At 73.2% G+C, this 25425-nt stretch carries 20 protein-coding genes; 10 read left to right on the forward strand and 10 right to left on the reverse strand.

What is annotated here, in order from left to right; genetic code table 11:
- Window positions 1-11: 11 nt before the first annotated feature.
- From ccrA to WAB15_RS32960, 4 genes are all read right to left on the reverse strand, one after another.
- Entirely contained in the window at window positions 12-1349 is a 1338-nt protein-coding gene (gene ccrA / locus WAB15_RS32945; RefSeq protein ID WP_399148921.1) for a crotonyl-CoA carboxylase/reductase, read from the reverse strand.
- A 497-nt stretch (window positions 1350-1846) separates the two neighbouring features.
- The gene (locus WAB15_RS32950; RefSeq protein WP_407288476.1) at window positions 1847-4336 is read right to left on the reverse strand and encodes an NB-ARC domain-containing protein; all 2490 of its coding nucleotides are present in this window, start codon (window positions 4334-4336) and stop codon (window positions 1847-1849) included.
- 49 nt (window positions 4337-4385) lie between these two features.
- Window positions 4386-5189 carry a TetR family transcriptional regulator gene (locus WAB15_RS32955; RefSeq protein WP_393489920.1) on the reverse strand — a complete coding sequence of 268 codons (804 nt, stop codon included), beginning with the start codon at window positions 5187-5189 and terminating at the stop codon, window positions 4386-4388.
- Window positions 5190-5325: 136 nt separating this feature from the next.
- A complete protein-coding gene (locus WAB15_RS32960; protein ID WP_407288477.1) occupies window positions 5326-7146 on the reverse strand; it encodes a 3-hydroxyacyl-CoA dehydrogenase family protein in 1821 nt (606 codons plus the stop codon).
- Between the two features lie 395 nt (window positions 7147-7541).
- Between WAB15_RS32960 and WAB15_RS32965 the strand changes: the two genes are divergently transcribed.
- The gene (locus WAB15_RS32965; protein ID WP_407288478.1) at window positions 7542-8237 is read left to right on the forward strand and encodes a HEAT repeat domain-containing protein; all 696 of its coding nucleotides are present in this window, start codon (window positions 7542-7544) and stop codon (window positions 8235-8237) included.
- On the opposite strand, the gene WAB15_RS32970 is transcribed toward WAB15_RS32965, so the two are convergent.
- Window positions 8204-8743 carry a GNAT family N-acetyltransferase gene (locus WAB15_RS32970; protein ID WP_407288479.1) on the reverse strand — a complete coding sequence of 180 codons (540 nt, stop codon included), beginning with the start codon at window positions 8741-8743 and terminating at the stop codon, window positions 8204-8206. The two genes, WAB15_RS32965 and WAB15_RS32970, sit on opposite strands and share 34 nt — an antisense overlap.
- 191 nt (window positions 8744-8934) lie before the next feature.
- Here WAB15_RS32970 and WAB15_RS32975 point away from each other — a divergent pair, with 191 nt between their 5' ends.
- Window positions 8935-9726 carry an SDR family NAD(P)-dependent oxidoreductase gene (locus WAB15_RS32975; RefSeq protein WP_407288480.1) on the forward strand — a complete coding sequence of 264 codons (792 nt, stop codon included), beginning with the start codon at window positions 8935-8937 and terminating at the stop codon, window positions 9724-9726.
- Between the two features lie 88 nt (window positions 9727-9814).
- Window positions 9815-10174, forward strand: coding sequence for a MerR family transcriptional regulator (locus tag WAB15_RS32980; RefSeq protein WP_399148927.1), 360 nt, complete (start codon window positions 9815-9817; stop codon window positions 10172-10174).
- A 56-nt stretch (window positions 10175-10230) separates the two neighbouring features.
- On the opposite strand, the gene WAB15_RS32985 is transcribed toward WAB15_RS32980, so the two are convergent.
- Complete coding sequence (locus WAB15_RS32985) at window positions 10231-11268, reverse strand: Rv2578c family radical SAM protein (protein ID WP_407288481.1); 1038 nt, start codon at window positions 11266-11268, stop codon at window positions 10231-10233.
- Window positions 11269-11426: 158 nt separating this feature from the next.
- Between WAB15_RS32985 and WAB15_RS32990 the strand changes: the two genes are divergently transcribed.
- The gene (locus tag WAB15_RS32990; RefSeq protein ID WP_399148929.1) at window positions 11427-11870 is read left to right on the forward strand and encodes an SRPBCC family protein; all 444 of its coding nucleotides are present in this window, start codon (window positions 11427-11429) and stop codon (window positions 11868-11870) included.
- A gap of 302 nt (window positions 11871-12172) precedes the next feature.
- A complete protein-coding gene (locus tag WAB15_RS32995) occupies window positions 12173-14632 on the forward strand; it encodes a DHA2 family efflux MFS transporter permease subunit (protein WP_407288482.1) in 2460 nt (819 codons plus the stop codon).
- A 55-nt stretch (window positions 14633-14687) separates the two neighbouring features.
- Here the strand turns inward: WAB15_RS32995 and WAB15_RS33000 are convergent, their stop codons facing one another.
- From WAB15_RS33000 to WAB15_RS33010, 3 genes are all read right to left on the reverse strand, one after another.
- A complete protein-coding gene (locus tag WAB15_RS33000; protein WP_407288483.1) occupies window positions 14688-15563 on the reverse strand; it encodes a class I SAM-dependent methyltransferase in 876 nt (291 codons plus the stop codon).
- 96 nt (window positions 15564-15659) lie between these two features.
- On the reverse strand, window positions 15660-16535 hold the full coding sequence (locus WAB15_RS33005) for a serine hydrolase (RefSeq protein ID WP_399148932.1): 876 nt from the start codon (window positions 16533-16535) through the stop codon (window positions 15660-15662).
- 142 nt (window positions 16536-16677) lie between these two features.
- Window positions 16678-17556: a helix-turn-helix domain-containing protein gene (locus WAB15_RS33010; protein WP_399148933.1), complete on the reverse strand. Its 879-nt coding sequence runs from the start codon at window positions 17554-17556 to the stop codon at window positions 16678-16680.
- A gap of 358 nt (window positions 17557-17914) precedes the next feature.
- Here WAB15_RS33010 and WAB15_RS33015 point away from each other — a divergent pair, with 358 nt between their 5' ends.
- From WAB15_RS33015 to WAB15_RS33035, 5 genes are all read left to right on the forward strand, one after another.
- Window positions 17915-18748 (forward strand): M55 family metallopeptidase, encoded by an 834-nt coding sequence (locus tag WAB15_RS33015; protein ID WP_399148979.1) that lies wholly within the window; start codon window positions 17915-17917, stop codon window positions 18746-18748.
- A gap of 10 nt (window positions 18749-18758) precedes the next feature.
- On the forward strand, window positions 18759-20105 hold the full coding sequence (locus tag WAB15_RS33020; protein ID WP_407289335.1) for a M20/M25/M40 family metallo-hydrolase: 1347 nt from the start codon (window positions 18759-18761) through the stop codon (window positions 20103-20105).
- 43 nt (window positions 20106-20148) lie between these two features.
- Window positions 20149-22176, forward strand: coding sequence for a prolyl oligopeptidase family serine peptidase (locus tag WAB15_RS33025; protein ID WP_407288484.1), 2028 nt, complete (start codon window positions 20149-20151; stop codon window positions 22174-22176).
- On the forward strand, window positions 22173-23105 hold the full coding sequence (locus WAB15_RS33030; RefSeq protein ID WP_407288485.1) for an LD-carboxypeptidase: 933 nt from the start codon (window positions 22173-22175) through the stop codon (window positions 23103-23105). Before WAB15_RS33025 ends, WAB15_RS33030 begins: the two co-directional genes overlap by 4 nt.
- A 161-nt stretch (window positions 23106-23266) precedes the next feature.
- Window positions 23267-25096, forward strand: a complete 1830-nt coding sequence (locus WAB15_RS33035; RefSeq protein ID WP_407288486.1) for a CocE/NonD family hydrolase — start codon at window positions 23267-23269, stop codon at window positions 25094-25096.
- Between the two features lie 9 nt (window positions 25097-25105).
- Here WAB15_RS33035 and WAB15_RS33040 read toward each other — a convergent pair whose 3' ends face one another.
- The gene (locus WAB15_RS33040) at window positions 25106-25300 is read right to left on the reverse strand and encodes a ferredoxin (RefSeq protein WP_399148981.1); all 195 of its coding nucleotides are present in this window, start codon (window positions 25298-25300) and stop codon (window positions 25106-25108) included.
- Between the last annotated feature and the right edge of the window lie 125 nt (window positions 25301-25425).

The raw sequence follows: 25425 nt of genomic DNA on the forward strand, positions 1-25425 counted from the left end.
TTCCGCGCTGCCTACGCGTCGCGGAACCGGTTGATGGCGTCCAGGTGCTTGGCGCGCATCTCCTCGTCGCGCACACCCATACCCTCTTCGGGCGCCAGAGCCAGCACGCCGACCTTGCCCTGGTGCAGGTTGCGGTGCACGTCGTACGCCGCCTGCCCGGTCTCCTCAAGGGTGTAGGTCTTCGACAGAGTCGGGTGGATCTTGCCCTTGGCGATCAGCCGGTTGGCCTCCCACGCCTCGCGGTAGTTCGCGAAGTGTGAGCCGACGATCCGCTTCAGCGACATCCACAGGTAGCGGTTGTCGTACTCGTGGTTGTAGCCGGAGGTCGAGGCGCAGGTGACGACGGTGCCGCCCTTCCGGGTGACGTACACCGACGCGCCGAAGGTCTCCCGGCCCGGGTGCTCGAAGACGATGTCCACGTCCTCGCCGCCGGTCAGCTCGCGGATCCGCTTGCCGAAGCGCTTCCACTCGCGCGGGTCCTGGTTGTGCTCGTCCTTCCAGAACTTGTAGCCCTCGGCGCTGCGGTCGATGATCGCCTCGGCGCCCATCTTCCGGCAGATCTCCGCCTTCTGCTCACTGGAGACGACACAGATCGGGTTGGCGCCGCCGGCCAGCGCGAACTGGGTGGCGTAACTGCCGAGACCGCCGCTCGCGCCCCAGATCAGGACGTTGTCGCCCTGCTTCATCCCGGCGCCGTTGCGGGACACCAGCTGGCGGTAGGCGGTCGAGTTGACCAGGCCGGGCGCCGCGGCCTCCTCCCAGCTCAGGTGCTTGGGCTTGGGCATCAGCTGGTTGGACTTGACCAGGGCGATCTCGGCCAGGCCGCCGAAGTTGGTCTCGAAGCCCCAGATGCGCTGCTCGGGGTCGAGCATGGTGTCGTTGTGGCCGTCGGAGGACTCCAGCTCGACGGACAGGCAGTGCGCCACGACCTCGTCGCCGGGGTTCCAGGCGTTGACGCCGGGTCCGGTGCGCAGCACGACACCGGCCAGGTCGGAGCCGATGACGTGGTACGGCAGGTCGTGCCGCTTGGCGAGCGGGGAGAGGCGGCCGTAGCGCTCCAGGAACCCGAACGTCGACAGCGGCTCGAAGATCGAGGTCCACACCGAGTTGTAGTTCACGGAGGAGGCCATCACGGCCACCAGCGCCTCACCGGGGCCGAGCTCGGGCACCGGCACGTCGTCGACGTGCAGCGACTTGCGGGGGTCCTTCTCCTTGGTGGTGAGGCCGTCGAACATCTCGACCTCGTCCTTGCGCACGGTCACCGCGCGGTAGGACTCGGGGATGGGCAGCGCGGCGAAGTCGGCGCTGGTGGTGTCAGGCGCGAGGATTGCGTCCAGGATTTCGTTCACGGGGTGCCTCCGGCGAAGTCCGTTGGGAACGGCTTGAGGGAACGTCGGGGGTGGAGCGGAGGTGGTGCCGTCGGTTCGGCCGGGGTGGCGCCGTCTCCGCCGTCTCTGCGGGGGTCGCAGAGCCGTCGGTCGCGGTGCCGGCAGCGCTGGCTTCGCTCCGCTCCGCCTTTGCTCGTAACAAAGGCTTTGGAGGCAAAGCGTGCGCGAGTCCAGCCGTAGCTGGGATTTTGCCTGTGACGCAGGCGTCCGGGCGGACAGCCACGTGGGGCTGGTGGGACAGCCGGCGCGCGTGGGTTCGCTACGCGCCGGCCGCCCGGACACCCTCAACGTATGACACCGCGTGCCAGTCGACAAGACACTGAGTGCCAGCAATTTCTCTCAGATGTCATCCGGGCGGCACGCATGAGCAATGGATGACCCGATCGGAGGCGTGACGGCCACACAGGGGAACCGTGCATGTACCGGCCGTTAACGCGGGTGTGGTTAGGCCATTCGGGTTACGTGTCCGCTCGTCTCCGGGATCGCAGGCGCTCACGGAGCCCCGGCCACAGCTGGGCGGCGGAGTGCAGCGCGAGCGGCAGCGCCGCCACGACGCCGGCGCCCGCCGCCCCCGCCCAGGCGCCGGCGGCGAGCAGGACCGTGGCGGGCAGCGTGTGGAAGCGGTGCAGGAAGACCGCGGTCAGATCGCCGAGCCGGCTGCCCCGGCTCTGCTGCCACACCCGGCGGGCCGCCCACGCCGTGGCGCCGGCCAGCGCCAGCTGCGCCAGCCACAGGGCGACGGGGCCGCCGTGCACCAGCGCCCCGGCCAGACAGCCCAGCGCCCACAGCGCGCCGCAGACGGGCAGCGCCAGCAGCCGCAGCAGAACGGGGCGTACGTGCCGTGCGGCGGACTCCACGGGCGGTTCGGGCGCCTTGGGCGGCGGTGGCTTCTGCGCGTCGCGGTCCGGCCGGGCCGGGGGCGCCTGCTCGCTCCCGCGCTCCGGGGGCAGCTTCAGCCACGGCCGGTTGATCGCCAGCAGCCGGGTCCGCAGCAGCGGCAGGTGGTGTGCGTCGGCCTCGCTGAGCGCCTCCCTGAACAACTGTTCCGCCGCCCCCGGCCGCCCGTCCTCGATCTCCGCCTCGGACAGCAGCGCCAGCGCCTCGATCGTCGCCCGTACGTCGTTCGACCGGCGCGCCGCCGCCAGGCCGCGGCGCAGCAGCTGATGCTGGTGTGCGCGGTGGTGCCGGTGGGCGGCGCAGCGGGCGGACTTCAGCCAGGCGTACGCGGCGACCGCGTGGTCGCCGCTGTTGTCCGCCGCGGCCACCGCCATCTGGTACGACCGCGCCGCGTCCTGGACGCGTTCGAGCCGCTCCTCGGCGTCGGCCCGGGCGAGCAGCGAGGTGGCGAGCCGGCGCCGGTCGCCGCGCAGCACCCAGCCGCGCACGGCCCGCCCGTAGTGGTGCGCCGCGGCCGCGTGGTCGCCGCGCTCCGCCGCCTGCTCACCGAGGTCGTCGTCCAGCTCCGGCGAGCGCACCCCGGCCCGGATACGGGCGAGGTGGCCCGCCTCGGCGCACGACTGGGCCTCCCGCCACAGCTCCAGAGCGCGGTACTGCCGCCGCATCGTCCGCAGCAGCTCCGCCTCCCGGCGGTGGTCCGCCCGGCGCTGCGCCGCGACGGCCCCCTGCCGCAGCACGAACAGCGCGTCCACGGTGCGGCTGCGCCGCAGCAGATACGCCACCAGGTGATCCACGACCGGCTCGACTCCCGCGGACCGGCCGTGGTCCACCGCGTCCGCCAGCGCCGCCGCCAGCGCGCCGCGCTCCCGGTCGAACCACGGATCGTCGGCGGTGGCGGCGCGCCGGGCATAGTGCGCCATCAGGCGGTCCAGCGCCGCGGTTCGCGCCAACTCGGGCTCCTGGCACGACAGTTCGTCCACATAGAGCCGCAGCAGGTCGTGGAAGCGCACCCGCCCCTCGGAGCCGGAGGCGCGCAGCAGCTGCGCCCGGGTCAGACGGCGCAGCATCCGGTCGGCCTCCGCCGCCGAGACGCCGGCGAGCGCGGCGGCGGACTCGGCGTCGATCTCGGCGCCGGGGTGCAGCCCCAGGCGGCGCAGCATGCGCGCGTCCGGGTCGGCCAGCGCCTGGTAGGAGGCCTCGAACGCCTGCCGTACCGGGTCGAGTTCGGCGAGCCGCTCACCGGGCGGACGTAACGCGGACAGCACCCGCTGCGCGCTGTCGTCGCCGTTGCGCAGCCGGCCCGCCACGACGTCGAGCGCCAGTGGTAAGTGGCCGCAGAGCGCGGCGATTTCGTCCAGGTGCGCCTGGGGGACCGGCTCCGTCGCCGCGGCCTCCAGTAGCGCGACGGAGTCCTGCGGGCTGAGCGTGTCCAGCCGCAGCACGGCGATCCCGGCGTCCTCGGGGACCGAGCGGACGGTCACCAGGAGGCGGTGCCGGCTGTCGGGCGGTATCAGCGGGCCGATGTGCTCGTCGGGCGAGGCGTCGTCGAGCAGGATGAGCAGCGCCTCGTCGGCCTCGCGCAGCCGGCTGCGGAACTGGCCCAGCAGACCGGTCCGGTGGGGCTGGAGTTGGTCGCCGGGGATGCCGAAGGAGCGCAGCCAGGTGCCCACCAGCTCCTCGACGCTCATCCGGCCCTCGGCGCCGTGTGCGCGGGCGTCCTCGTACAGCACCCCGCCGGGGAACCACTTGTGCGCCTCGTGGGCGGCGGCCGCCATCAGCGCCGACTTGCCGACGCCGCCCTCCCCGGTGATCGCTATCGCGGTGGGCGATCCGGTGGGGCGGTCGGGCGCCAGGAGGGCGAGGAGTTCGGCGAGCGGGGCCTCGCGGCCGAGCAGGGCGGCGGGCCGGGGCGGCAGCGCGCTGAGCGAGCGCACGGGGGAGGGGGTGGCGTAGATCTGCACGACGCCGCCCTGGATGACGTCGCGGGTCTGCCCGCCACTGACGATGTTGTGGGTGGCCGGAGCCGGCCCCGCCTCGCTCGCGTCCGCCACGTCCACGTGGATAGCACGAGCGAGCCGGGTCCGTCAGGCCGTTACGGGATCACTTCCGGTCCTTGATCGCCTTGCGGATCGTACGCATGACCTCGTCCAGCGGGGCGTCCGTGCGGGCCACCGCGACCAGCACCTCGCCCTCCCGCGAGACGGCCGCCGCGGGCTGCTCCCCCGTGGTGGTGCGGCCGGCGCCGATACCGGCGCCGAAGGTCTCGCGGACGATCTCGAAGGCGTGGTCCAGCTGCGCCTCGACATCGCCCTCCGCGCCGGCTCGCAGCCAGCGGCGTAGCACGTGGTTGTGCGCGGTCACCACGGCGGACGCGGCGACCTCGGCCAGCAGCGGGTCGTCGTCGCCCTCGCGGTGGGCGCCCTCGTCGAAGTGCCCCAGGAGATAGCGGGTGAACAGTCGCTCGTAGCGGGCCACCGAGGCGATCTCGGCCTCCCGGAGGGTGGGTACTTCGCGGGTCAGTCGGTAACGGGCCACCGACACGGCCGGGGAGGCCGCGTACATCCGCATGACCTCCTTGATGCCGCGGCAGACCGTGTCGAGGGGGTTCTCATGCGGCGGGGCGGCGTCCAGGACGGCCTCGGCGCGTACGAGGGTGTCGTCGTGGTCGGGGAAGATCGCCTCTTCCTTCGAACGGAAGTGGCGGAAGAAGGTGCGCCGGGCGACGCCCGCGGCCGCCGCGATCTCGTCGACCGTGGTCGCCTCGTAGCCCTTGGTCGCGAACAGCTCCATGGCCGCCGCCGACAGTTCGCGGCGCATTTTGAGCCGTTGCGCGGCCGCCCGGCGGGTGCCGGGAGTGCTGGTCTCGGGGGTCTCGGAGGGCTGCGTGCGAGCGGGCTGGGACATGTGGGGACGGTACTGCATATTTACGCGACCTGCGGCATGAGGTGCCGCCTCCGCCCTTGTGAGCGGGGGTGGACCGCCGTCGGGTTCCAGCAGTCCACCCCAACCTCCCCCTCCCGGGCGGGGGCGCCGCCACGCGTCAGCGCCGGGCGTACTCACGGAAGCCGCGGCCGGTCTTGCGGCCGAGGCAGCCCGCGGCGACGAGGTGCTCCAGCAGCGGAGCCGGGGCGAGCCCCGGGTCGCGGAACTCGGCGTGCAGCACCTTCTCGATGGCCAGGGACACGTCCAGGCCGACCACGTCGAGGAGTTCGAACGGACCCATCGGGTAGCCGCCGCCGAGCTTCATGGCGGCGTCGATGTCGTCCAGGGACGCGTAGTGCTCCTCGACCATCTTGATCGCGTTGTTCAGGTACGGGAACAGCAGCGCGTTCACGATGAAGCCGGCCCGGTCGCCGCAGTCCACCGGGTGCTTGCGGACCTTGGCGCACACCGCCCGCACCGTGGCGTGCACGTCGTCGGCGGTCAGGACCGTACGGACGATCTCGACCAGCTTCATGGCCGGCGCCGGGTTGAAGAAGTGCATCCCGATGACGTCCTGCGGGCGCGAGGTGGCGCGGGCGCAGGCGACGACGGGCAGCGAGGAGGTCGTGGTGGCCAGGACGGCGCCCGGCTTGCAGACCTTGTCCAGCGCCTTGAACAGCTCCTGCTTGACCGCCAGGTCCTCGGCCACCGCCTCGACCGCCAGGTCCACGTCCGCGAACGCGTCGAGCGAGCCGGCCGGGGTGATCGCCGACAGCGCGGCGTCCCGGGCCTCGGCGGTCAGCCGGCCCTTCTCCACCGAGCGGCCCAGCGACTTGGCGATCCGGGCCTTGGCCTTCTCGGCCTTCTCCAGGCTGCGGGCGGCCAGCACGACGGAGTAGCCGGCCTTGGCGAAGACCTCGGCGATGCCGCTGGCCATCGTCCCGGAGCCGGCGACGCCGACGCTGGAGACCGCGCGCCCTGCGGCGTCCCCGTCGGCCGCCGCAGGGCTCTCACCGTCCGGAACCACCGTGGAGCTGTCCGGACCCTCGTACGTGTAGAAACCGCGCCCCGTCTTGCGGCCGGTCAGCCCCGCCTCGGCCAGCTGGCCCAGGATCGGCGCGGGGGCGTGCAGGCGGTCGTGGGACTCGGCGTACATCGCCTCCAGGACCGTACGGGCGGTGTCCACGCCGATCAGGTCGAGCAGTGCGAGCGGGCCCATGGGCAGCCCGCAGCCGAGCCGCATCGCGGCGTCGATGTCCTCGCGGGTCGCGTACTTCGACTCGTACATCGCCGCGGCCTGGTTCAGATAGCCGAAGAGCAGCCCGTCGGCGACGAAACCGGGCCGGTCGCCGACCGAGATCGGGTCCTTGCCCAGATCGCGGGCGAGCTGGGTGACCGCCGTGACGGCGGTCGGCGCGGTGAGCACCGAGGAGACCACCTCGACCAGCTTCATGGCCGGTGCGGGGTTGAAGAAGTGCAGGCCGAGCACCCGCTCGGGGCGCTGCGAGTCGGCGGCCAGCCGCGTCACGGACAGCGCGTTGGTGCCGGTGGCCAGGATGGCGTCCGGACGCACCACGGCGTCCAGCCCGGCGAAGACCTGCCGCTTGAGCTCGTAGTCCTCGGGCACCACCTCGATGACGAGGTCGGCGTCCGCGGCGGCCTGAAGGTCGGTGAAGGTGCGGAAGCGGGCCAGGATGTCCTGGCGCTCCCGCTCCGTGATCCGCTCGCGCTGCACCGCGCGGGCGGTGGCGGCTTCGAGCGTGGCGACGGCGTGCCGGGCCGCGGCCTCGTCGGTGTCGATCCCGACGACCTCGCGGCCGGCCCGGGTCAGCACCTCGGCGATACCCGTGCCCATGGTGCCCAGACCGATGACGGCCACGGTGGACAGGGACGGTGGGGAGGCTTCAGTTGAGAGATCTGGGGTGGACTGAGGGCCCATCGCGAGACTCCTGAGGGTGTTCCCCTGAGGGCAGGGGAGAAGTGACGACTGAGGGGTGTCCGCGCGGACGCGAGGCGTAGCGAAACGCAGCGGCGGGAATTACGGCGGTGGGCCGAGAGAGCCGCAGCGCTGCTGGCAGCGCCGGCGGTGCCGGAGCTGTGGCGGGCCCTGTCCCGGGGCCGTGCCGTGTGCTCCGTACTGGTGTCGTGCTGTGCGGTGCCGAACCGACTTCACTCTGTGGCGGCTGCGTCACCAGGCCGCCTGAGCAGTGGTGCTGCTCGTTCCAGCAGGTTAACCGGTGGGTAACCGAAGCGCCAGGGGTAGTCCGGGTCATTAGGCTGTGGTGCAGGCCACGTCGCAGGGGCCGGGGTGGCCCGGTGGGAGGGGAGCGGCAAATGGAAGAGGAATTCCACGAGTTGACGGACCGGGTGCGGGCCGAACTCCGCTCCCCACAGGATCTGGTCGCCTACGAGCGGCTACTGGGGCTGGCCCGTAAGAACACCCCCGCCGGGCGGGAGGAACTGGCCCGGATGCTGGTCGCCGTCGAACGCCCCCTGTGGGCCCGGGAGATCGCCGCTTTCATTCTCGGCTGCGCCGGGGACAAGCGCGCCTTCGAGACGCTCGTACTGCTGCTGAACTACCGCGACCCGGTGCGCTGCGCCACCGCCGCGCACGCCCTGAGCCGGCTCGGCGACCCGCGCACCGCCCGTGCCGCGGCCGCGCTCGCCACCAACCCGCTGCGCACCGCCTACGCCCTGCACCCGGTCCGGCTGCTCGCCGAGCTCCGCGCGCCGCAGTCCGTACCGGCGCTGATCGCGACCCTGGAGCGGCTGCTGACCCCGCACAACCCCTATTGGCGGGTGGCGCTCGCCTGTGTCGAGGGCCTGGGCGCGCTGGGCGACCGGCGTGCCGTCCCCGCGCTGGCCGCCGCCGTCGCCCACCCCCGGCTCGCGGCGGCCGCGGCGGCGTCGCTGGCGCGACTGGGCGTCCATGAGGTGCCCGGGCAGGGCGGGCCCGAGGCGAAGGGGGGCGGCGGCCGTCCCGGGGCCGACGACGCTCAGCGCGGGCCCGGTCCCAGGGGGCGCCAGTAGCGCACCTCGGGGACGCTGCTGCCACCCACCTCGTACGCCTCCTCCGCCCCGTCCGGCACGAAGCCGGCCCGTTCGTAGAACCGCCGGGCGCGGGCGTTGTCGCGCAGCACCCACAGGTACAGCGTGCGAAATCCGCTCGCCCGTGCGCGCGCCGTCCCGGCGGCCAGCAGGGACCGTCCGACGCCGGTGCCGATCACGCCCGGAGACAGGTAGAGGGCGTACACCTCGCCCGCCGGCCGATCTGCCGCGGGCGCGGCGGTCGGCTCCGGGGTGAGGCCGGGGTCTCGGGCCGGCCCCACGCTGATCCAACCGACGATCTCTCCGTCGCGCTCGGCCACGAGGTCGGACACCTCCGGCGGCCGGCGGCCGAACCACGAGCGCCGCCGTTCGGCGTCCGCGGCCACGCTCATCGCGTCCAGATACGCCTGCGGCATCAGCCCCCGGTACGCGGCCTGCCATCCGCGGACCCGTACCGCCGCGACCGCGTCGATATCGGCCTCGGTCATCTCCCGTATCGGTAACGGGTGCGGTGCCTGTGCACCGGACCCGCCCGACGGCCCGTCCAGTTCCCCATCCATGGACCCGTTCATGTCAGAGAGCCTAGGAGGCCGGTCAAAAGGGTTTTCGGGCCGGAAGCGTGCGGCCGGCAGGTGTCCGCTTGACCTTGCCCCAGGCGTCAGGGTTCGAGACTCCCGGCATGGAACGCACTACGCACACCGGGTCGACCGTGCCCGGGACGGACCGCAGGGTCGTGATCATCACCGGAGCCGGTACCGGGATCGGGCGGGCCACCGCCCGCGCCTTCGCGGCGGAGGGAGCGCGCGTGCTGGCGGTGGGGCGCCGGGCCGAGCCGCTGGCGGAGACGGCGGCGGGGGCCGGACGCGAGGGCGGCGAGATCGTCCCGTACGCCGCGGACATCACCGCGGACGGCGCGCCCCAGGCCCTCGTGCGCCACGCCGTCGAGACCTACGGCCGACTCGACGTCCTGGTCAACAACGCGGCGGTGGTGGGCAGCGGGGCGCTGGGCACCTACACCAAGGAGGGCATGGCGCCGCAGCTGGCGACGAACCTCGTGGCGCCCGTACTGCTGACCCAGGAAGTGGTGCCCCACCTGGAACGGAGCGGCGGTGTCGTGGTCAACATCAGCACCTCGGTCGGTCAGCGGGGGTGGCCGGGCAACTCGGTCTACGCCGCGACCAAGACCGGACTCGAACTCCTCACCCGCAGCTGGGCGGTGGAGCTCGCACCGCGCGGTGTACGGGTCGTCGCGGTCGCCCCCGGCGCGATCGACACCCCGATCGCACTGCACCAGGGCTGGACGCCGGAGCAGCGGACGGCCATACGGAAGTGGCAGATCGAGCACACCCCCATGGGGCGGGTCGGTCGCCCCGAGGAAGTGGCCTGGGCGGTCACCCGGCTCGCCGCGCCGTCCGCGTCGTTCGTGACCGGGGTGGTCCTCCCGGTCGACGGAGGAGCGGTGGTGGGCTGAACCGGGAACCGGCGTCCCCCGCCAGGAGTTCACACGGCAGGCAGGAGGGGCCGGCCGCCGTCGGCGGTCGTGGACGGAAGGGGTACCGGTGCGGATCGGCGAGCTGGCGGAGCTCACGGGGGCGTCGACGCGCGCGCTGCGCAACTACGAGCGCGAGGGGCTGATCGCCTCGGAGCGGGCGGCCAACGGCTATCGGGTCTACGACGAGCGCGCGGCCGTACGGGTGCGCAACATACGGCATCTCCTGGCCGCCGGGCTGACCCTCGCCGACGTCCGGTGCTTCGGCCTTTGCCTGGACGGGGACATGACCACGGCCCCGCCGTCCCCCGCGGGCCTGCGTATCGCCCGTGACCGGCTCGCCGCCATCGACGAGCGGATCGCCGCCCAGATGGAGGCGCGCGACCGCCTGGCGCGGGCCCTGGAGGCGGTCCCGGTCGCCTCGGCGTAGGCGTCCGGCCGGGGCGGAGCGCAGGGCGCGTTGCGTCCTGGAGGAGGGGCCGAGGCTCAGAGCAGCGTCAACTGGACGGGTTCGGAAGGGGCGTTGGGCGGGTGCCCGCCCGGTGCGGGAGCCGGGGGCGGTGGCGCGATCCGGCGGTGCTCGCCGGCGCGGGCCGGCCCGATTCCGTACTCGGCGGCGAGTTCATGGACCTGGCGGGTGATCCGGCGCTGGTACCACTTGGGGGCGTAGGCGCCGTCCGCGTACATCGTCTCGTAGCGCCGTACGAGCCGCGGGTGGTGGTGCCCCAGCCAGGCCATGAACCATTCGCGGGCGCCGGGCCGCAGATGGAGGACGAGCGGGGTGACGGACCCGGCGCCGGCCTCCGCGATGGCCCGGACCGTGGCGCGGAGCTGCTCCGGCGCGTCCCCGAGGAAGGGGATGACCGGCGCCATCAGCACACCGCACGGAACGCCGTGCGCGGTGAGCGTGCGCACCACGTCCAGCCGGCGCTCCGGCGCGGGCGTGCCGGGCTCGACCGTGCGCCACAGCTCGGGGTCCAGGAAGCCGACGGAGACGGAGATGCCGACGTCGGTGACCTCGGCGGCCTGCCGCAGCAGCGGCAGATCGCGCAGGATCAGCGTGCCCTTGGTGAGGATCGAGAAGGGGTTGGCGTGGTCGCGCAGCGCCTCGAGGATGCCGGGCATCAGGCCGTAGCGGCCCTCCGCGCGCTGGTAGCAGTCGACGTTCGTGCCCATGGCTATGTGGTCGCCGTGCCAGCGGCGCCCGGCCAGTTCGCGGCGCAGCAGGTCCGGGGCGTTGACCTTCACGACGATCTGCGAGTCGAAGCCGAGCCCGGTGTCCAGGTCGAGGTAGCTGTGCGTCTTGCGTGCGAAGCAGTAGACGCAGGCGTGGCTGCAGCCGCGGTAGGGGTTCACGGTCCATTCGAACGGCATCCGGGAGGCGCCCGGGACGCGGTTGACGATCGAGCGGGCGCGCACCTCGTGGAAGGTGATGCCGCGGAACTCGGGGGTGTCGATCGTGCGGCTGACGACGTCCGTGCCGAACAGGGCGGATCGGCTTTCGCCCAGATTGTCCCAGCGCATCGGGCCTCCTTCTGCGTGCTGCCGAGCCCCCCGTTCGCAATAATAGAACAAACGTTCCCTTGTGGTTCGTCGACCCGGATTTTGGGCGTGCCCCCCAGTGGTGGTTGGCTTGGCGGCGCATCGCAGGACCGGCAGCCGACTACTGGAGGAAGACACACATGGGTCAGGTCGAGGCCACCACGCAGCGCGAGATCGCGGCGGACCCGGAGGACGTGTTCGACGCGCTCGCCGACTACACCGGCACGCGCCAGCAGCTGCTGCCCGAGCACTTCAGCGAGTACGAGGTCCGCGAGGGCGGCGACGGCAAGGGCACCCTCGTCCACTGGAAGCTCCAGGCCACGAGCAAGCGGGTGCGCGACTGCCTGCTGGAGGTCGACGAGCCGACCGACGGTCAGCTCGTGGAGAAGGACCGCAACTCCTCCATGGTGACGACCTGGGTCGTCACGCCGGCCGGCGAGAAGCGCGCCAAGGTCGTCGTCACCACCACCTGGCAGGGCGCCGGCGGTATCGGCGGCTTCTTCGAGCGGACCTTCGCGCCCAAGGGGCTCGGCCGGATCTACGACGCCATCCTCGCCAACCTCGCCTCCCGTATGGAGAAGTGACCCCCGAGCGCGGCAGGGCGGCCGCGAGGGGTGACGGTGAACAGGAGTGATCCGTAGTCACTTCCGTCACCCTGAGTGTGTGTCGTCACGCTCACCGGTTCGGGTGGTTTCCGGCGGGCCGAAGTGTCCGGCCCGCCGGATCGGTTCCGTTCGGAAAGCCCTGATGGGAGCCCAAGAGGCGTCCGGGGCAAGGCACTTGACGTCCGTTCCCGCCCCGCACGCACCCTTTCGTCGCGCTTGAACGCTGTTGTCGCCCAATGCGAGAAATTGGGCGGCAGCAGGCGTGACGAGGGGAGCAGCACGTGGGCGGGACCACCCTGAGCGAGCGGACCGACGCGTCCGCTCCCGGCGCGGCGCCGGTGCCGCTCGGCCCCCGCCGGGTCCGCATGGTCCTCGCCGGTCTGCTGCTGACGCTGCTGCTCGCCGCCCTCGGCCAGACCGTCGTCGCCACCGCGCTCCCGAAGATCGCCGGTGAACTGCCCGGCCAGGGCCGGATGTCCTGGGTGGTGACCTCCTACCTCCTCGCGTCGGCGATCGCCCTGCCCCTCCACGGCAGACTCGGCGACCTCTTCGGTCGCAAGCCCGTCTTCCTCCTCGCGATCCTCGTCTTCACCGCCGGCTCGGCGCTGGCCGGCTGGTCGCGCACCATGGACGAACTGATCGTCTTCCGGGCCGTGCAGGGCATCGGCGGCGGCGGGCTCATGATCGGTGCCCGGGCGATCACCGCCGAGGCCGTCCCGGCGCGGGCCCGCCGGCGCTCCATGGGCCTGCTCGGTGCCGCCTTCGGGCTCGCCACCGCGGCCGGGCCGCTGGTCGGCGGCCTCTGCGCCGACCACGCCTCCTGGCGCTGGTGCTTCTACCTCAACGTCCCCTGCGGCGTGCTGACGCTCCTGGTCCTCGCCCTCGCCCTCAAGCCGCCCCGGCCCGCCGGCCGCCGGCGGCTCGACATCGCCGGCGCGCTGCTGCTCGCCACCTTCTCCACCTGCCTTGTCCTGCTGGCGAGTTGGGGCGGTACCGAGTACGCCTGGAACTCGCGGACCGTCCTCGGCCTCGCCGCCGGTGCGCTCGGCACCGCCCTGCTGTTCCTCGCCGTGGAGTACTTCGCCGCCGAACCGCTGATCCCGCTGCGGCTGTTCCGCGACTCGGTCTTCCACGTCACCGGTCTGGTCGGCGCCGCCGTCGGCCTCGCGCTCTTCGGCGCCGCCGACAGCCTCCCGACCTTCCTCCGGACGGCCGACGGGGCCACGGCCACCGAGTCCGGGCTGCTGATGCTGCCGATGACGGGCGGCATCGTGCTCGCCTCGGCCGTCGCCGCCCGGCTCATCGGCCGCACCGGCCACTACAAGGCCTTCCCCGTCCTGGGCTGCGCGGTGGCCGCGGCGGGGATGTGGCTGCTGTCGCGGATGCGGCCGGACACCCCGCGCGAGGTGTGCGGCCTCTGGACGGGCGTCCTCGGCCTCGGAATCGGCCTGGTCGTACCGGTGCTGGTGCTCGCCGTACGCAGCTCCGTACGCGGCCGCGACCGCGCCACCGAGACCGGCGCCGACCACTGCTTCCGGCAACTCGGCGGCAGCGTCGGCGCGGCCCTCTTCGGCGCCCTCCTCGCCGACCGGCTCCTGCGCCGGCTCGACGACCGGCTGCCGGGGCCGCCCCCGCTGCCCGATCCTGAGTCGATCACCCCGCACCTCGTGCGCGCGCTGCCCGACTGGCTGCGCGACGGCCAGGTGGCCGCCTTCGCGCACGCCGTGCCGGGGGTCTTCTTCTCCCTCGTGCCGGTGCTCGTCCTGGGCTTTGTGCTCGCCTTCTTCCTGAAAGAGAAACCGCTGGTGTCCCACGCCTCTCCTGCCCCGCAGGCCTCCCTGACCCCGCACGCCCCGTACGGCGAACCGCCCGCCCCCGCCGCGGTACCCCCGGCCCGCCCCGCCGCCGACGCGGCGCCCGCCGGCCCGTCCGGCCCCGCGTCCGCGTACACCCGGCCGCGCGCCCACGCCGCCACGGGCCACCCCGGCGTCCCCGTGTGCGGCACCGTCCAGCACCACGACGGCTCCATCGTGCCGCGTGCCGCGCTCACCCTCATCGACGTCGACGGGCGGCAGATCGGCCGCGGCGCCACCGGCGAGGACGGGCGGTACGCGCTCGCCACACCGGGCGCCGGTTCGTATGTGCTGGTCGCGGCAGCCGGCGGACACCAGCCGCAGGCCGTGAGCGTCACCGTCGGCGAGCGGCCGGTCGAGCTGGACGTGGTGCTCGGCGGCGCCGGGCGGCTGGCCGGTGCCGTCACCACCGCCGACGGCACGCCCGTACGCGATGCCATGGTCACCCTCACCGACGTACGCGGCGAGGTGGTCGCGGCCACCCGCTCCGGGCGTGAAGGGGGTTATGTCATGGGGGAGTTGGTGGCCGGTGAGTACACCCTCGCCGCCAGCGCCCCGGCGTTCCGGCCGACCGCGCTGCCGGTCACCGTCCAGGCGTCGCGCGAGACCCGCCAGGACGTCGAACTCGCCGGTGGCGCGGTCCTGCGCGGGACCGTACGGGCCGGTGGCGGACGCCCCGTCGAGGACGCCCGGGTGACCCTCCTGGACACCGCCGGCAATGTCGTCGACACCGCGACGACCGGCGCCGACGGGCTGTTCCGCTTCGTGGACCTGTCGGCCGGCGAGTACACCGTGATCGCCGCCGGGTATCCACCGGTGGCCACCGTCCTGCAGATGGCCGGCGGCGGTCGGACCGAGCGCGACCTGCAGTTGGGACACGAGGACTGAGCACACGCCCCGGGGCGGCGGCCGGTGGGCCCGAGGCGCGGGCCCACCGCCGAGATCAACGCCGAGCGTCCGGCGCGGCTCGCCGAGCGGGTGGTGGCGGCTGCTGCGGGGCGGCCTCGGCACCGAAGCGCAGCCGGGTGATCAGGGGCCGGTCGCCGCGGAGCAGGGGCACGGCCGCGGCACGGGGCGCGAGGTAGCCGAGGAGCCCGCGGCCCGCGGGGAGCCGCACGTCGGCCACGTCGCCGATGGCGGGATGGGCGCTGCGGAGCCGGTCCCGTTCGTGTGCGTCCATGCCCCAGGCCATCGGGGGCAGGCGGTGGCCGCCGGGTCCCTTCGCGCCGGCGCGGGTGCGGGCGGCGAAGCGCCGTGAGACGGAGTCGAAGAGCAGCGTGCCGCCGGGGAACGCGTCGGCGCAGGCGGCGATCAGCTCGGTCACCTCCGCGGGCCGCAGGTACATCAGCAGCCCCTGGGCGGTCACCAGGACCCCGCGCGAGGCGTCGATGCCCGCCGTCCACCGGCTGTCGCGGACGTCGCCGGCGACGAGCCGCTGCCGGTCACCGTGGGGCAGTACCCGCTCGCGCAGCTCCAACGGGTCGGCCAGGTCGACGGTGACCCACCGGACGCGGCCGTTGTCCACCCGCCAGAACTGGGTCTCCAGGCCCTCGCCGAGCGCGATCACGGTGCCGTCCGGGTGCGTGGCGAGGAACTCCCGCACCACCTGGTCGAAGGCGAGGGCGCGCAGGGCCAGGGCCTGCGCCACCCAGGGGCGGGCGGTGCCCAGCCGCTCCCGGAAGGGAAAGTCCAGTTCGGTGACGAGCTCCACGGCGCGGGGGTCGGGCAGCACGGTGCCGGGGCGGGCGGCCTCGGCGGCCCGGTGATAGAGGGTCCACAACGCCGTTTCGGGAACTCCCGTGAGGTCTGCCTTGATCATGCGGCGTTGATATCGCCGCTCGCGCCGCCCGTGGGGGACATCGGGGCAACCGGTCACCCTGGGGAGTGCAAAGTCGTATCGCGGGGACCGGGGCCGTCAGCGCGACAGATCGCGGTGGATGACGCGGGCGGCGCTCTCCACGGCGTCCACGCCGTCGTCCATGGTGCGGTTTTTGGTGGACAGCACGGCTATGCCGTAGTCGTGGGCGCCGCCGGTGAAGGCGCCGACGCTGTTCACCCGCCAGCCGTCGGTCTTGCGCGGCAGCCAGCCGTTCTTGACGTGGACGGTCGCCGTGGCCGGTGCGCCGGCGGGCGCTCCCCAGCGCTGTTCGGGGACGACGTGTCCCATCAGGTCGAGCGCATAGCCGCGGGAGGCCCGGGTGAGCACCGGATTGTCCGTCGTCAGCAGCTGCATCAGGGTGAGCTGGTCGGCGGCGGTGATCTGGGTGAGGCCCCAGGCGCCGCCCGTGCCGGGGACGGTGTGCCGCATCCCGGCCAGGGTCAGGAAGTGCTGGACGCCGGCGGGGCGGAGCTGCCGCCACAGCGCGGAGGTCGAGGCGTTGTCCGACTTGGTGATCATGGCGGTGGTCAGCCGCACCTCGCGCGGGGTGAGGCGGCGGTGCGCCTCCTCGGCCTGCCGCAGCAGCGCCCCGAGCACGGTCACCTTCACCACGCTCGCCGAGTCGAAGTGCGCGCCGGCCTGGAAATCGCAGCGGGTCCTGGTGCGCCGGTCGTAGACGGCCAGCGCCGCGGCGCCCTCGTGGCTGTCGAGGGCGACGGCTATGTCATGGGACAGGGCGGGGGCCAGGCCCGGCTTCTGCGAGGTGCACACGACCTTGGCGCCGTCCACCGGGGTGGTGGCGGTGCCGGCCGCGGCCGGGGTGGCCGTGGTGAGCACCGTGAGCAGCGACCCGGCAGCCACGACGGTGGCCAGCCCGCGGCGCGCGCAGGTCGATATGCGTGATCTGTGCATGGGGGTGGACGATACGGGGCGGCTGCGCGGCGCCTCCGGGCACATGGGGTGGATTGTCCGGGTTTGGTGGTGTGGGCCGGTGTGTGAGATTCGCCAAATCGGACACGGGGGAGTGCGGTGTCTTCGGTGTCTTCGGCGCTCTCTAGGAGCGCGGTAGTGGGCGGCGGGCCCCGGTCGCGGCTCGCCGGCGGGTCGCGGCCGCGCGGCGGCGGTGGGCGACCGCCAGCAGCCGGCGGCTGCGGAGTGCCATCTCGATCTCGAACCGGGTCAGCGGGTCGCGGAGCCGCGCGCCGAAGAGCCTCTCCAGCTGGCGCATCCGGTAGCGCACGGTCTGCGGATGGATGCCGAGCGCCTTGGCGATCTCCGGGGCGCCCATCCCACCGAGCCAGGCCAGCAGGGTGGCTTCCAGGCGCTCGCACCGCTCCGGGGACAGGCCCGCCAGCGGGCGCAGGCGGCGCGCGACGAGCGTACGGGCCAGCGACTCGTCCTGGAGCAGGACGAGGGAGGAGAGGTGGTCGTCGACGAACATCACTCCGGCGTCGGGGCCGTCGTGCGCGGACGCCAGGGCCAGCAGGCGGGCCGCGGACCGTACGGAGGCGGCGGCGTCGTGCGCCGGCACCGCATGGCCGACCGCGGCGGCGCGGTGCCGCAGCACGCCCTTCAGTCGGGCGCGGCCGCCGCTGTCGTCGGCGAGCGCGCCGGGGATCAGCAGGCCCGGTGCCTCGCCGGGCGAGCTGACGAGGCAGTCGCCCAGTGCGGACGCGACGAGGTGGATGTCGGTGTCGGTCCGCAGCACGACCGCCCTGACGGTGTCGGGCAGTGGGCGGCCGTTGCGCAGCACCTCCGCGATCAGCCGGGTGACCTGCGTACGAGTGTCGTGTCCCAGGCAATCCCGGAAGCGTGGATTGCGGTCGCAAAGTGATTGCGTGATCAGATCGGTGAGGATCGCGAGCTGATCGTGGTCGTCTGCCCGTGTGTCGCCGGGCTGCGCTAACGAGACGTCGTTGAGTGCGTTGCTCATCGTTCTGCCTCTGTCTCATCCTGTGGGAGGCCGGTCCGGGCTGTTCTACCTCACCCGGCAAGTGCCGACGGCAGCTGACAGATGTCCGTCGGAACTCCGTCCGAATTCTGGCGGAAGACCTTCCGCTTTGCGACAGAAACTGTGTAGGTCGGGGCGCCGCGCGAACGTTCCGGCGCGTCTGCGCCATCCGGACGGCGCCGCTGCGGCCAACTGGCCGGTCCTGGAAGGTGCTGGACGGGGCGTCACACCGAAGGCCCTGGTTAGGGTGGGGAATCCGTTCGCCGCCTCGAAAATGTTGTTGACGAGTGATGTCGGGAATCGTGCGTACCGCCGCCTAGCCGCGATAGGACTGGTGAATGTGAAGATCCTCATCTCCGCCGACATGGAGGGCGCCACCGGCGTCACCTGGCCCGCCGACGTGCTGCCGGGCACTCCGCAGTGGGAGCGCTGTCGACGGATGTTCACCTCCGACGTGAACGCGGCGATCGCCGGGTTCTTCGACGGCGGCGCCGACGACGTGCTGGTCAACGAGGCGCACTGGTCGATGCGCAATCTGCTGCTGGAACAGCTCGACGAGCGCGCCCAGATGCTCACCGGCAAGCACAAGTCGCTCAGCATGGTCGAGGGCGTACAGCACGGCGATGTCGACGGCATCGCCTTCGTCGGCTACCACACCGCGGCCGGCACCGAAGGCGTCCTCGCGCACACCTACCTGGCCAACACGCTCACCGGCGTCTGGGTCGACGGCACCCGGGCGAGCGAGGGCTACCTGAACTCCCTTGTCGTCGCGGAGTACGGCGTACCGGTGGTGCTGGTCACCGGCGACGACCGTACCTGCCAGGACGCGCTGGGCTACGCCCCGCAGGCGCCCGGTGTGGCGGTCAAGGACTACGTGTCGCGCTATGCGGCGGTCTGCCGGCCGCCGGCCCGCACGGCGGCCGACATCCGGGCCGGGGCGCGCAAGGGGGCGGCGCTCGCGGTGCGCCACGAACCCGTCCGGCGCGGACCGCACCGCTTCGAGCTGGAGTTCGACGCCGAGCATCTGGTGGTCGTCGCGAGCTGTGTGCCCGGCGTGGAGCGCAGCGGGGAACGGCGCGTGGCGTATACCAGTCAGAACATGTACGAAGCCATCCGGTGCTTCAAGACGGTGACCACCGTCGTGTCGTCGGCCGTGGAGGAAGCGTATGGCTGAGGCGGACATCATGGCGGACCCCGCGGCCGAGCCCGCCCCGGGCGTCGACCAGCAGGCGCTGGACGAGGTGGTGCGCTTCACCTCGGACCTGATCCGGATCGACACCAGCAACGCGGGCGACGGCGCCTGCCGGGAGCGGCCGGCCGCCGAGTACGTCGCCGAGCAGCTGGCCGGGGCCGGGCTGGAGCCGACGCTGCTGGAGCGCACCAAGGGCCGGACGAACGTCGTCGCCCGCATCGAGGGCACCGACCCCGCGGCCGACGCCCTGCTGGTCCACGGCCATCTGGACGTGGTGCCCGCCGAGCCCTCCGACTGGAGCGTGCACCCCTTCTCGGGGGAGGTCCGCGACGGCGTGGTCTGGGGGCGGGGCGCCGTCGACATGAAGAACATGGACGCGATGGTGCTCTCCGTCGTACGGCACTGGGCGCGCGGCGGAGTGCGGCCGCGGCGCGACATCGTGCTGGCCTTCACCGCCGACGAGGAGGCCAGCGCCGACGACGGATCGGGCTTCCTGGCCGACCGGCACGCCGATCTCCTCGCGGGCTGCACCGAAGGCATCAGCGAGTCCGGGGCGTTCACCTTCCACGCCGGCGGCGGGATGCAGCTGTACCCGATCGCGGCAGGGGAACGCGGTACGGCCTGGCTGAAGCTGACCGCCCAGGGCCGCGCGGGGCACGGCTCGAAGGTCAACCCCGACAACGCCGTCACCCGGATCGCCGCCGCCGTGGCCCGGATCGGCGAGCACTCCTGGCCGGTCCGGCTGACTCCGACCGTCCGCGCCGCGCTGCGCGAACTCGCCGCGCTGCGCGGCGTCGACGTGGACGCCGAGGCGCCCGGCTTCGACGTCGACGCGCTGCTCGACCGGCTCGGCCCGTGCGCCAAGCTCGTCGAGCCGACGATCCGCAACAGCGCCAACCCCACGATGCTGACGGCCGGTTACAAGGTCAACGTGATCCCCGGGTCCGCCGTCGCCTACGTGGACGGCAGGGTCGTCCCCGGCGGTGAGGCGGAGTTCCGTACCACCATGGACGAGCTGACCGGGCCCGACGTGAGCTGGGAGTACCACCACGGCGAGGTCGCCCTGCAGGCCCCGGTCGACTCCCCGACCTATGCCGCGATGCGCGCCGCGATCGAGCGCTTCGACCCGGACGGTCATGTCGTCCCGTACTGCATGTCCGGCGGCACGGACGCCAAGCAGTTCTCCCGGCTGGGCATCACCGGCTACGGCTTCTCGCCGCTGAAACTGCCCGAGGGGTTCGACTACCAGGCGCTCTTCCACGGCGTGGACGAGCGGGTACCGGTCGAGGGACTCCACTTCGGAGTCCGGGTGCTGGACCACTTCCTGCGCCTGGCCTGACCGGACGGGACCTGCCCGACCGGCCCACGAGAGGAACTGCTGCATGGTGACCACCGCTCCCTACGGCACCTGGGCGTCCCCGATGGATGCCCGCACCGTCGCCGCACACGACGGCCGCCCGGCCTTCGTCGGTGTGGTCGGCGACGAGGTGTGGTGGACGGAGCCGCGGCCCGACGAGGGCGGCCGGCGGGCGCTGGTCCGCCGGCTGCCGGACGGCACCCGGCGGCCGGTGCTGCCGGCGCCCTGGAACGTCCGCAGCCGGGTGCTGGAGTACGGCGGCCAGCCCTGGGCCGGCACCGTCACCGACCGCGGCCCGCTGGTCGTCTTCAGCGACTTCGCCGACCAGCGGCTCTACGCCCACGAGCCGGACGGCGGCGCCGCGCCGCGCCCGCTCACCCCGCTCTCCGCCGTCGGCGACGGGCTGCGCTGGGTCGATCCGGTGCTGCGCCCGGAACTCGGCGAGGTGTGGTGCGTCCTGGAGGAGTTCACCGGTGACCGACCGACGGATGTCCGTCGGGTGATCGCGGCCGTGCCGCTCGACGGCTCGGCGGCCGAAGACCGCACCGCGGTAAGGGAGTTGAGCGACGACCGGCATCGGTTCGTCACCGGCCCGCGGATCTCCCCGGACGGGCGCCGGGCCGCCTGGATCGCCTGGGACCACCCGCAGATGCCCTGGGACGGCACCGTGGTGATGGTCGCCCGGATCACCGACGGGGGCAGGTTCGAGGACATCCGGCCGCTCGTCGGCGATCTCGGCACCGACGCCCGGGGCGACACGGAGAGCGGTGAGTCCGTCGCCCAGATCGAATGGGCCGCCGACGGCTCGCTGCTGTTCGTCTCGGACCTCAGCGGCTGGTGGGAACTGCAGCGCATCGACCCCGACCCGGCCGGCGACGGCGTGGTCGCCGGCCGCGCGCTGTGCCCCGCCCGGGAGGAGGAGTTCGGCGGCCCGCTGTGGAACGTCGGACAGCGCTGGTTCCTGCCCCTGGACAACGGCACCGTCGCGGTCGTCCACGGCCGTGGCACGACCTCCCTGGGCATCCTCGACCCGGTCAGCGGCGACCTCGTCGACGCGGCGGGGCCCTGGACGGAGTGGGCGCCCACCCTCGCCGTACACGGCAGCCGCGTCGTCGGCATCGCGGCCGGCCCGCACCGCTCCTACGAGATCGTCGAGCTGGACACCTGCACCGGACGGGCCCGGGCGATCGCCTGCCGGCATGTCGACGTACTGGACCCGGCCTACTACCCCCGGCCGCACAGCCGCACCTTCACCGGACCCGGCGGGCGGGACGTCCATGCTCACATCCATCCGCCGCACAGCCCCGACCACACCGCCCCCGAGGGCGAGCTGCCGCCCTTCGTGGTCTGGGCGCACGGCGGCCCCACCGGCCGTGCCCCGCTGGTGCTCGACCTGGAGATCGCCTACTTCACCTCGCGAGGCATCGGCGTCGCCGAGGTCAACTACGGCGGTTCGACGGGCTACGGCCGCGCCTACCGCGAGCGGCTGCGCGGCCAGTGGGGCGTGGTGGACGTCGAGGACTGCGCGGCCGTCGCCCGGGCCCTCGCCGACGAGGGCACCGCCGACCCCGCCCGGCTGGCGATCCGCGGCGGCAGCGCCGGCGGCTGGACCACCGCCGCCTCGCTGACCACCACCGACCTCTACGCCTGCGGCACCATCAGCTATCCGATCCTGGACCTCACCGGCTGGGCCGGCGGCGAGACCCACGACTTCGAGTCGCAGTACCTGGAGTCGCTGGTCGGTCCGCTCGCCGAGGTGCCCGAGCGCTACCGCGAGCGCTCGCCGCTGCACCGCGCGGACCGGATCGCCGCACCGTTCCTGCTGCTCCAGGGCCTGGACGACGTGATCTGCCCGCCCGCCCAGTGCGAACGCTTCCTCGCCGCGGTCGCCGGGCGCGGCATACCGCACGCCTACCTGGCGTTCCCCGGCGAGGGGCACGGCTTCCGCCGCGCGAACACCATCATCCGCGCCGTGGAGGCCGAACTCTCCCTGTACGCCCAGGCCTTCGGCTTCACCCGCGGCGACATCCCGGCGCTGGAGCTGCGCGGATGACCGCGGCGGCGCTGCGCCGGCCCCCGCGGCTGCGGGCCGGCGACCGGGTGGCGGTGGTCGCGCCCAGCGGCCCCATCGTGGCCGACCGGCTGGACCGCGGGCTGGACGTGCTGCGCGGCTGGGACCTCGATCCGGTCGCCGCGCCCCACGTCCTGGGCACGCACGGCACGCTGGGATATCTCGCGGCCGGTGACGAGGACCGGGCCCGCGACCTCCAGGCCGCCTGGTGCGATCCGTCCGTCAAGGCGGTGTTCGCGGCCCGCGGCGGCTACGGCGCACAGCGCATGGTCGACCTGCTGGACTGGTCCGCCCTCCGGGCCGCGGCCCCCAAACCGCTGATCGGCTTCAGCGATGTGACGGTGCTGCACGAGGCCTTCGCGGTGCGCGCCGGTGTCGCGACGCTGCACGGCCCGGCCGTCGCCGGCGAGGTCTTCCTCAAGGACGACGCCACCCGCGAGCAGCTGCGGCGCACGCTCTTCGCGCCGGAGACCGTCCGCACGCTGGCCTCGGCCACGGCCCGGCCGCTGGTGGAGGGCCGGGCCCGCGGGGTCACCGTCGGCGGCTGTCTGACGATGCTCGCCAGCGAGCTGGGCACCCGCCAGGCCAGGCGCGGCGCCTCGGGCGGCCTGCTGCTCCTGGAGGACGTGGGCGAGCCGCCGTACCGGATCGACCGTGCGCTCACCCAACTCCTGCGGGCGGGCTGGCTGGACGGCGTCGCCGGGGTCGTGCTCGGCTCCTGGGCGCGCTGCGGACCGTACGAGCGGGTGCGGGAGGTGCTGCGGGACCGGCTGGGCGGGCTCGGGGTGCCGGTGGTCGAGGAGTTCGGCTTCGGCCACGGGGAGTCCGCCCTGACCGTTCCGCTGGGCGTCGCCGCGGAGCTGGACGCGACGGCCGGCACGCTGCGGTTCACGGGGCCGGCGCTGGTCTGACGCGGCGGCCGCCGCGCCCCCCCGTCCGCCGGTCGGACGCCTGCGAACTGATGTCCTGTCAGAAACGCGGGTCATGAGCGTTGACTTGACCGTTACTCGTGTCACAACATGAGCGCGCCGTTACCGACTGGTTGGTACGACATGTCCTTGTGGAGGTCCTGGTGCCCAGCGAGTCCCGAGCACTCTCCCGCTCCCTGCTCCGCACATCCCTCGCCCTGCTGGCCGGCACCGCCCTCGCTGCGCCGCTCGTCCTCTCCGCCCCCGCGGCCGCGGTCGTCGCCGCCGACCCGTACACCGTCACCGCACTGAAGATCACGGTCCGGGCCGGCGACCGCAGATGCACCCTGGACACCGATGTCTACCGCCCGACCGGAGTCGACGCGGCACACCCCGCGCCCGCCGTGCTGACCACCAACGGCTTCGGCGGCAGCAAGGCGGACGGCGCGACCGACGCGATCGCCAGGGCGTTCGCCGCGCGCGGCTATGTGGCGCTGGCCTACTCCGGCCTCGGCTTCGGCAAGACCGGCTGTCCGATCTCCCTCGACGACCCGCGGGTCGACGGCCGGACGGCGAGCCGGCTGCTCGACATGCTGGCCGGCACCCGCAAGGCCGACGACGGGACCCGCGTCGACTACGTCGCCAAGGACGGCAACAGCGATCCGCGGGTGGGCATGATCGGCGGGTCCTACGGCGGGGCGATCCAGCTGGCCACCGCCGCCGTCGACCACCGCGTCGACGCCCTGGTCCCGCTCATCACCTGGAACGACCTCTCCTACTCCCTCGACCCCAACAACGCCGGCCGCACCGAGGGCGTCAGCGGGCAGCTGCCCGGCGCCTACAAGTGGCAGTGGACCAACGGGTTCTTCCTCCTGGGGGAGTCGCAGGGGCTCCTCCACCCGAACCTGGACGCCTCGCGCACCGGCGGAGCGGGCTGTCTGCACTTCGTCGAGCGGGCCTGTGCCACCAAGCGGCTGCTGGACTCGGGGACGTACCCGGCCGAGCAGACCCAGGCCGTGCTCGCCTACGCGCGCAGCGTCTCGCCGGTCTCGTATCTGAAGTCGGTCACGGCGCCGACGCTGCTGATCCAGGGCCAGGCGGACACCCTGTTCAACCTCAACGAGGCCACCGCCACCTACCGGACCCTCACCGCACAGGGCACCCCGGCCAAGATGATCTGGCAGTCGTGGGGCCACAGCGGTGGGATGAGGAAGCCGGCGGCGGGCGAACTGAACCTGGCCGAGGGCAACGTGGGCGGCAGCTATGTCGGGCGGCGGATCCTCGCCTGGTTCGACCGCTATCTGCGCCACCACAAGAAGACCGACACCGGGCCGGCCTTCGCCTACTACCGGGACTGGGTGACCGACGGACCCACCTACGCCACCTCGTCGAGCGTCCCGGCGGCCGACGGCCGGCGGCTGTACCTCTCCGGGGACGGCACGCTGGTCGACGACCGCAGCAAGGTGGTGCCCGGCAGCCGCACGTACCGTAATCTGCCGATGGCCACCAGCCATTCGGAGAGCTCGCTGTCCAGCATGCTGGGGCTGCCGGACGCGGCGCCGTTCGACACCGCGGGCACCCATCTGGCCTGGACGTCCGCGCCGGTGGGGGGTCGTCCGGTGGACGTGGTGGGCGCGCCCAGGGTCACGCTCAAGGTGGACTCGCCGGCGGCGGAGCGGGCTCAGGAGTCCTCGGACGCCGCCGACCGGCTGGTGCTCTTCGCCAAGCTCTACGACATCGCTCCGGACGGCACCAAGACCCTGGTGAACCGGTTGGTGGCCCCGGCGCGGGTGCCCGATGTGACCCGGAGCTTCTCCGTCGAACTGCCGGGTATCGTGCACCGCTACGAGCCGGGGCACCGGCTGGGCTTCGTCATCGCCGCGAGCGACGACGCCTACGCGGGCAATCGGGGGGTGAAGCCGGTGACCGTCACCAGCACGCCCGAGGACACCGGTGTCCTCGAACTCCCCGTCACCCGAGGGGGACTGCGGTAGCGGACCGGCTCAGTCGTCCGCGATCGTGATGGCCTGCACGGGGCAGGCGCGGGCGCCCTCGCGCGCCATCGGGTCGCCCGCGCCGTCCTCACTGCCGGGCTGCACGGTGCCGTATCCGTCGTCGTCCTGGGTGAACACTCCCGGCGCGGTCAGGGCGCACTGACCGGAGCCGATACAGACCTCGCTGTCGATGGTGATCCGCATCCCGGACCCCTTTCCTTCCGTCTCCCGGCCTGGCTGATGCCAGGTCAGCGGCAGTTCGATCAGGCCTTGCACAGTATCGCCACCGGGCTTGATGGGGGCCGTGTCGGCGGGTACGGCGAGTCGCG

The organism is Streptomyces sirii (genome assembly GCF_045690365.1).
Taxonomy (GTDB): domain Bacteria; phylum Actinomycetota; class Actinomycetes; order Streptomycetales; family Streptomycetaceae; genus Streptomyces; species Streptomyces sirii.

Bases quoted from the DNA above. Each gene is read 5' to 3' on its own strand.
- WAB15_RS32955 (WP_393489920.1), bottom strand. From the start codon at position 5,189: ATGTCCCAGCCCGCTCGCACGCAGCCCTCCGAGACCCCCGAGACCAGC.
- WAB15_RS32960 (WP_407288477.1), bottom strand. From the start codon at position 7,146: ATGGGCCCTCAGTCCACCCCAGATCTCTCAACTGAAGCCTCCCCACCG.
- WAB15_RS32965 (WP_407288478.1), top strand. From the start codon at position 7,542: ATGGAAGAGGAATTCCACGAGTTGACGGACCGGGTGCGGGCCGAACTC.
- WAB15_RS32970 (WP_407288479.1), bottom strand. From the start codon at position 8,743: ATGACCGAGGCCGATATCGACGCGGTCGCGGCGGTACGGGTCCGCGGA.
- WAB15_RS32975 (WP_407288480.1), top strand. From the start codon at position 8,935: ATGGAACGCACTACGCACACCGGGTCGACCGTGCCCGGGACGGACCGC.
- WAB15_RS32985 (WP_407288481.1), bottom strand. From the start codon at position 11,268: ATGCGCTGGGACAATCTGGGCGAAAGCCGATCCGCCCTGTTCGGCACG.
- WAB15_RS32990 (WP_399148929.1), top strand. From the start codon at position 11,427: ATGGGTCAGGTCGAGGCCACCACGCAGCGCGAGATCGCGGCGGACCCG.
- WAB15_RS33000 (WP_407288483.1), bottom strand. From the start codon at position 15,563: ATGATCAAGGCAGACCTCACGGGAGTTCCCGAAACGGCGTTGTGGACC.
- WAB15_RS33005 (WP_399148932.1), bottom strand. From the start codon at position 16,535: ATGCACAGATCACGCATATCGACCTGCGCGCGCCGCGGGCTGGCCACC.
- WAB15_RS33010 (WP_399148933.1), bottom strand. From the start codon at position 17,556: ATGAGCAACGCACTCAACGACGTCTCGTTAGCGCAGCCCGGCGACACA.
- WAB15_RS33020 (WP_407289335.1), top strand. From the start codon at position 18,759: ATGGCGGACCCCGCGGCCGAGCCCGCCCCGGGCGTCGACCAGCAGGCG.
- WAB15_RS33025 (WP_407288484.1), top strand. From the start codon at position 20,149: ATGGTGACCACCGCTCCCTACGGCACCTGGGCGTCCCCGATGGATGCC.
- WAB15_RS33030 (WP_407288485.1), top strand. From the start codon at position 22,173: ATGACCGCGGCGGCGCTGCGCCGGCCCCCGCGGCTGCGGGCCGGCGAC.
- WAB15_RS33040 (WP_399148981.1), bottom strand. From the start codon at position 25,300: ATGCGGATCACCATCGACAGCGAGGTCTGTATCGGCTCCGGTCAGTGC.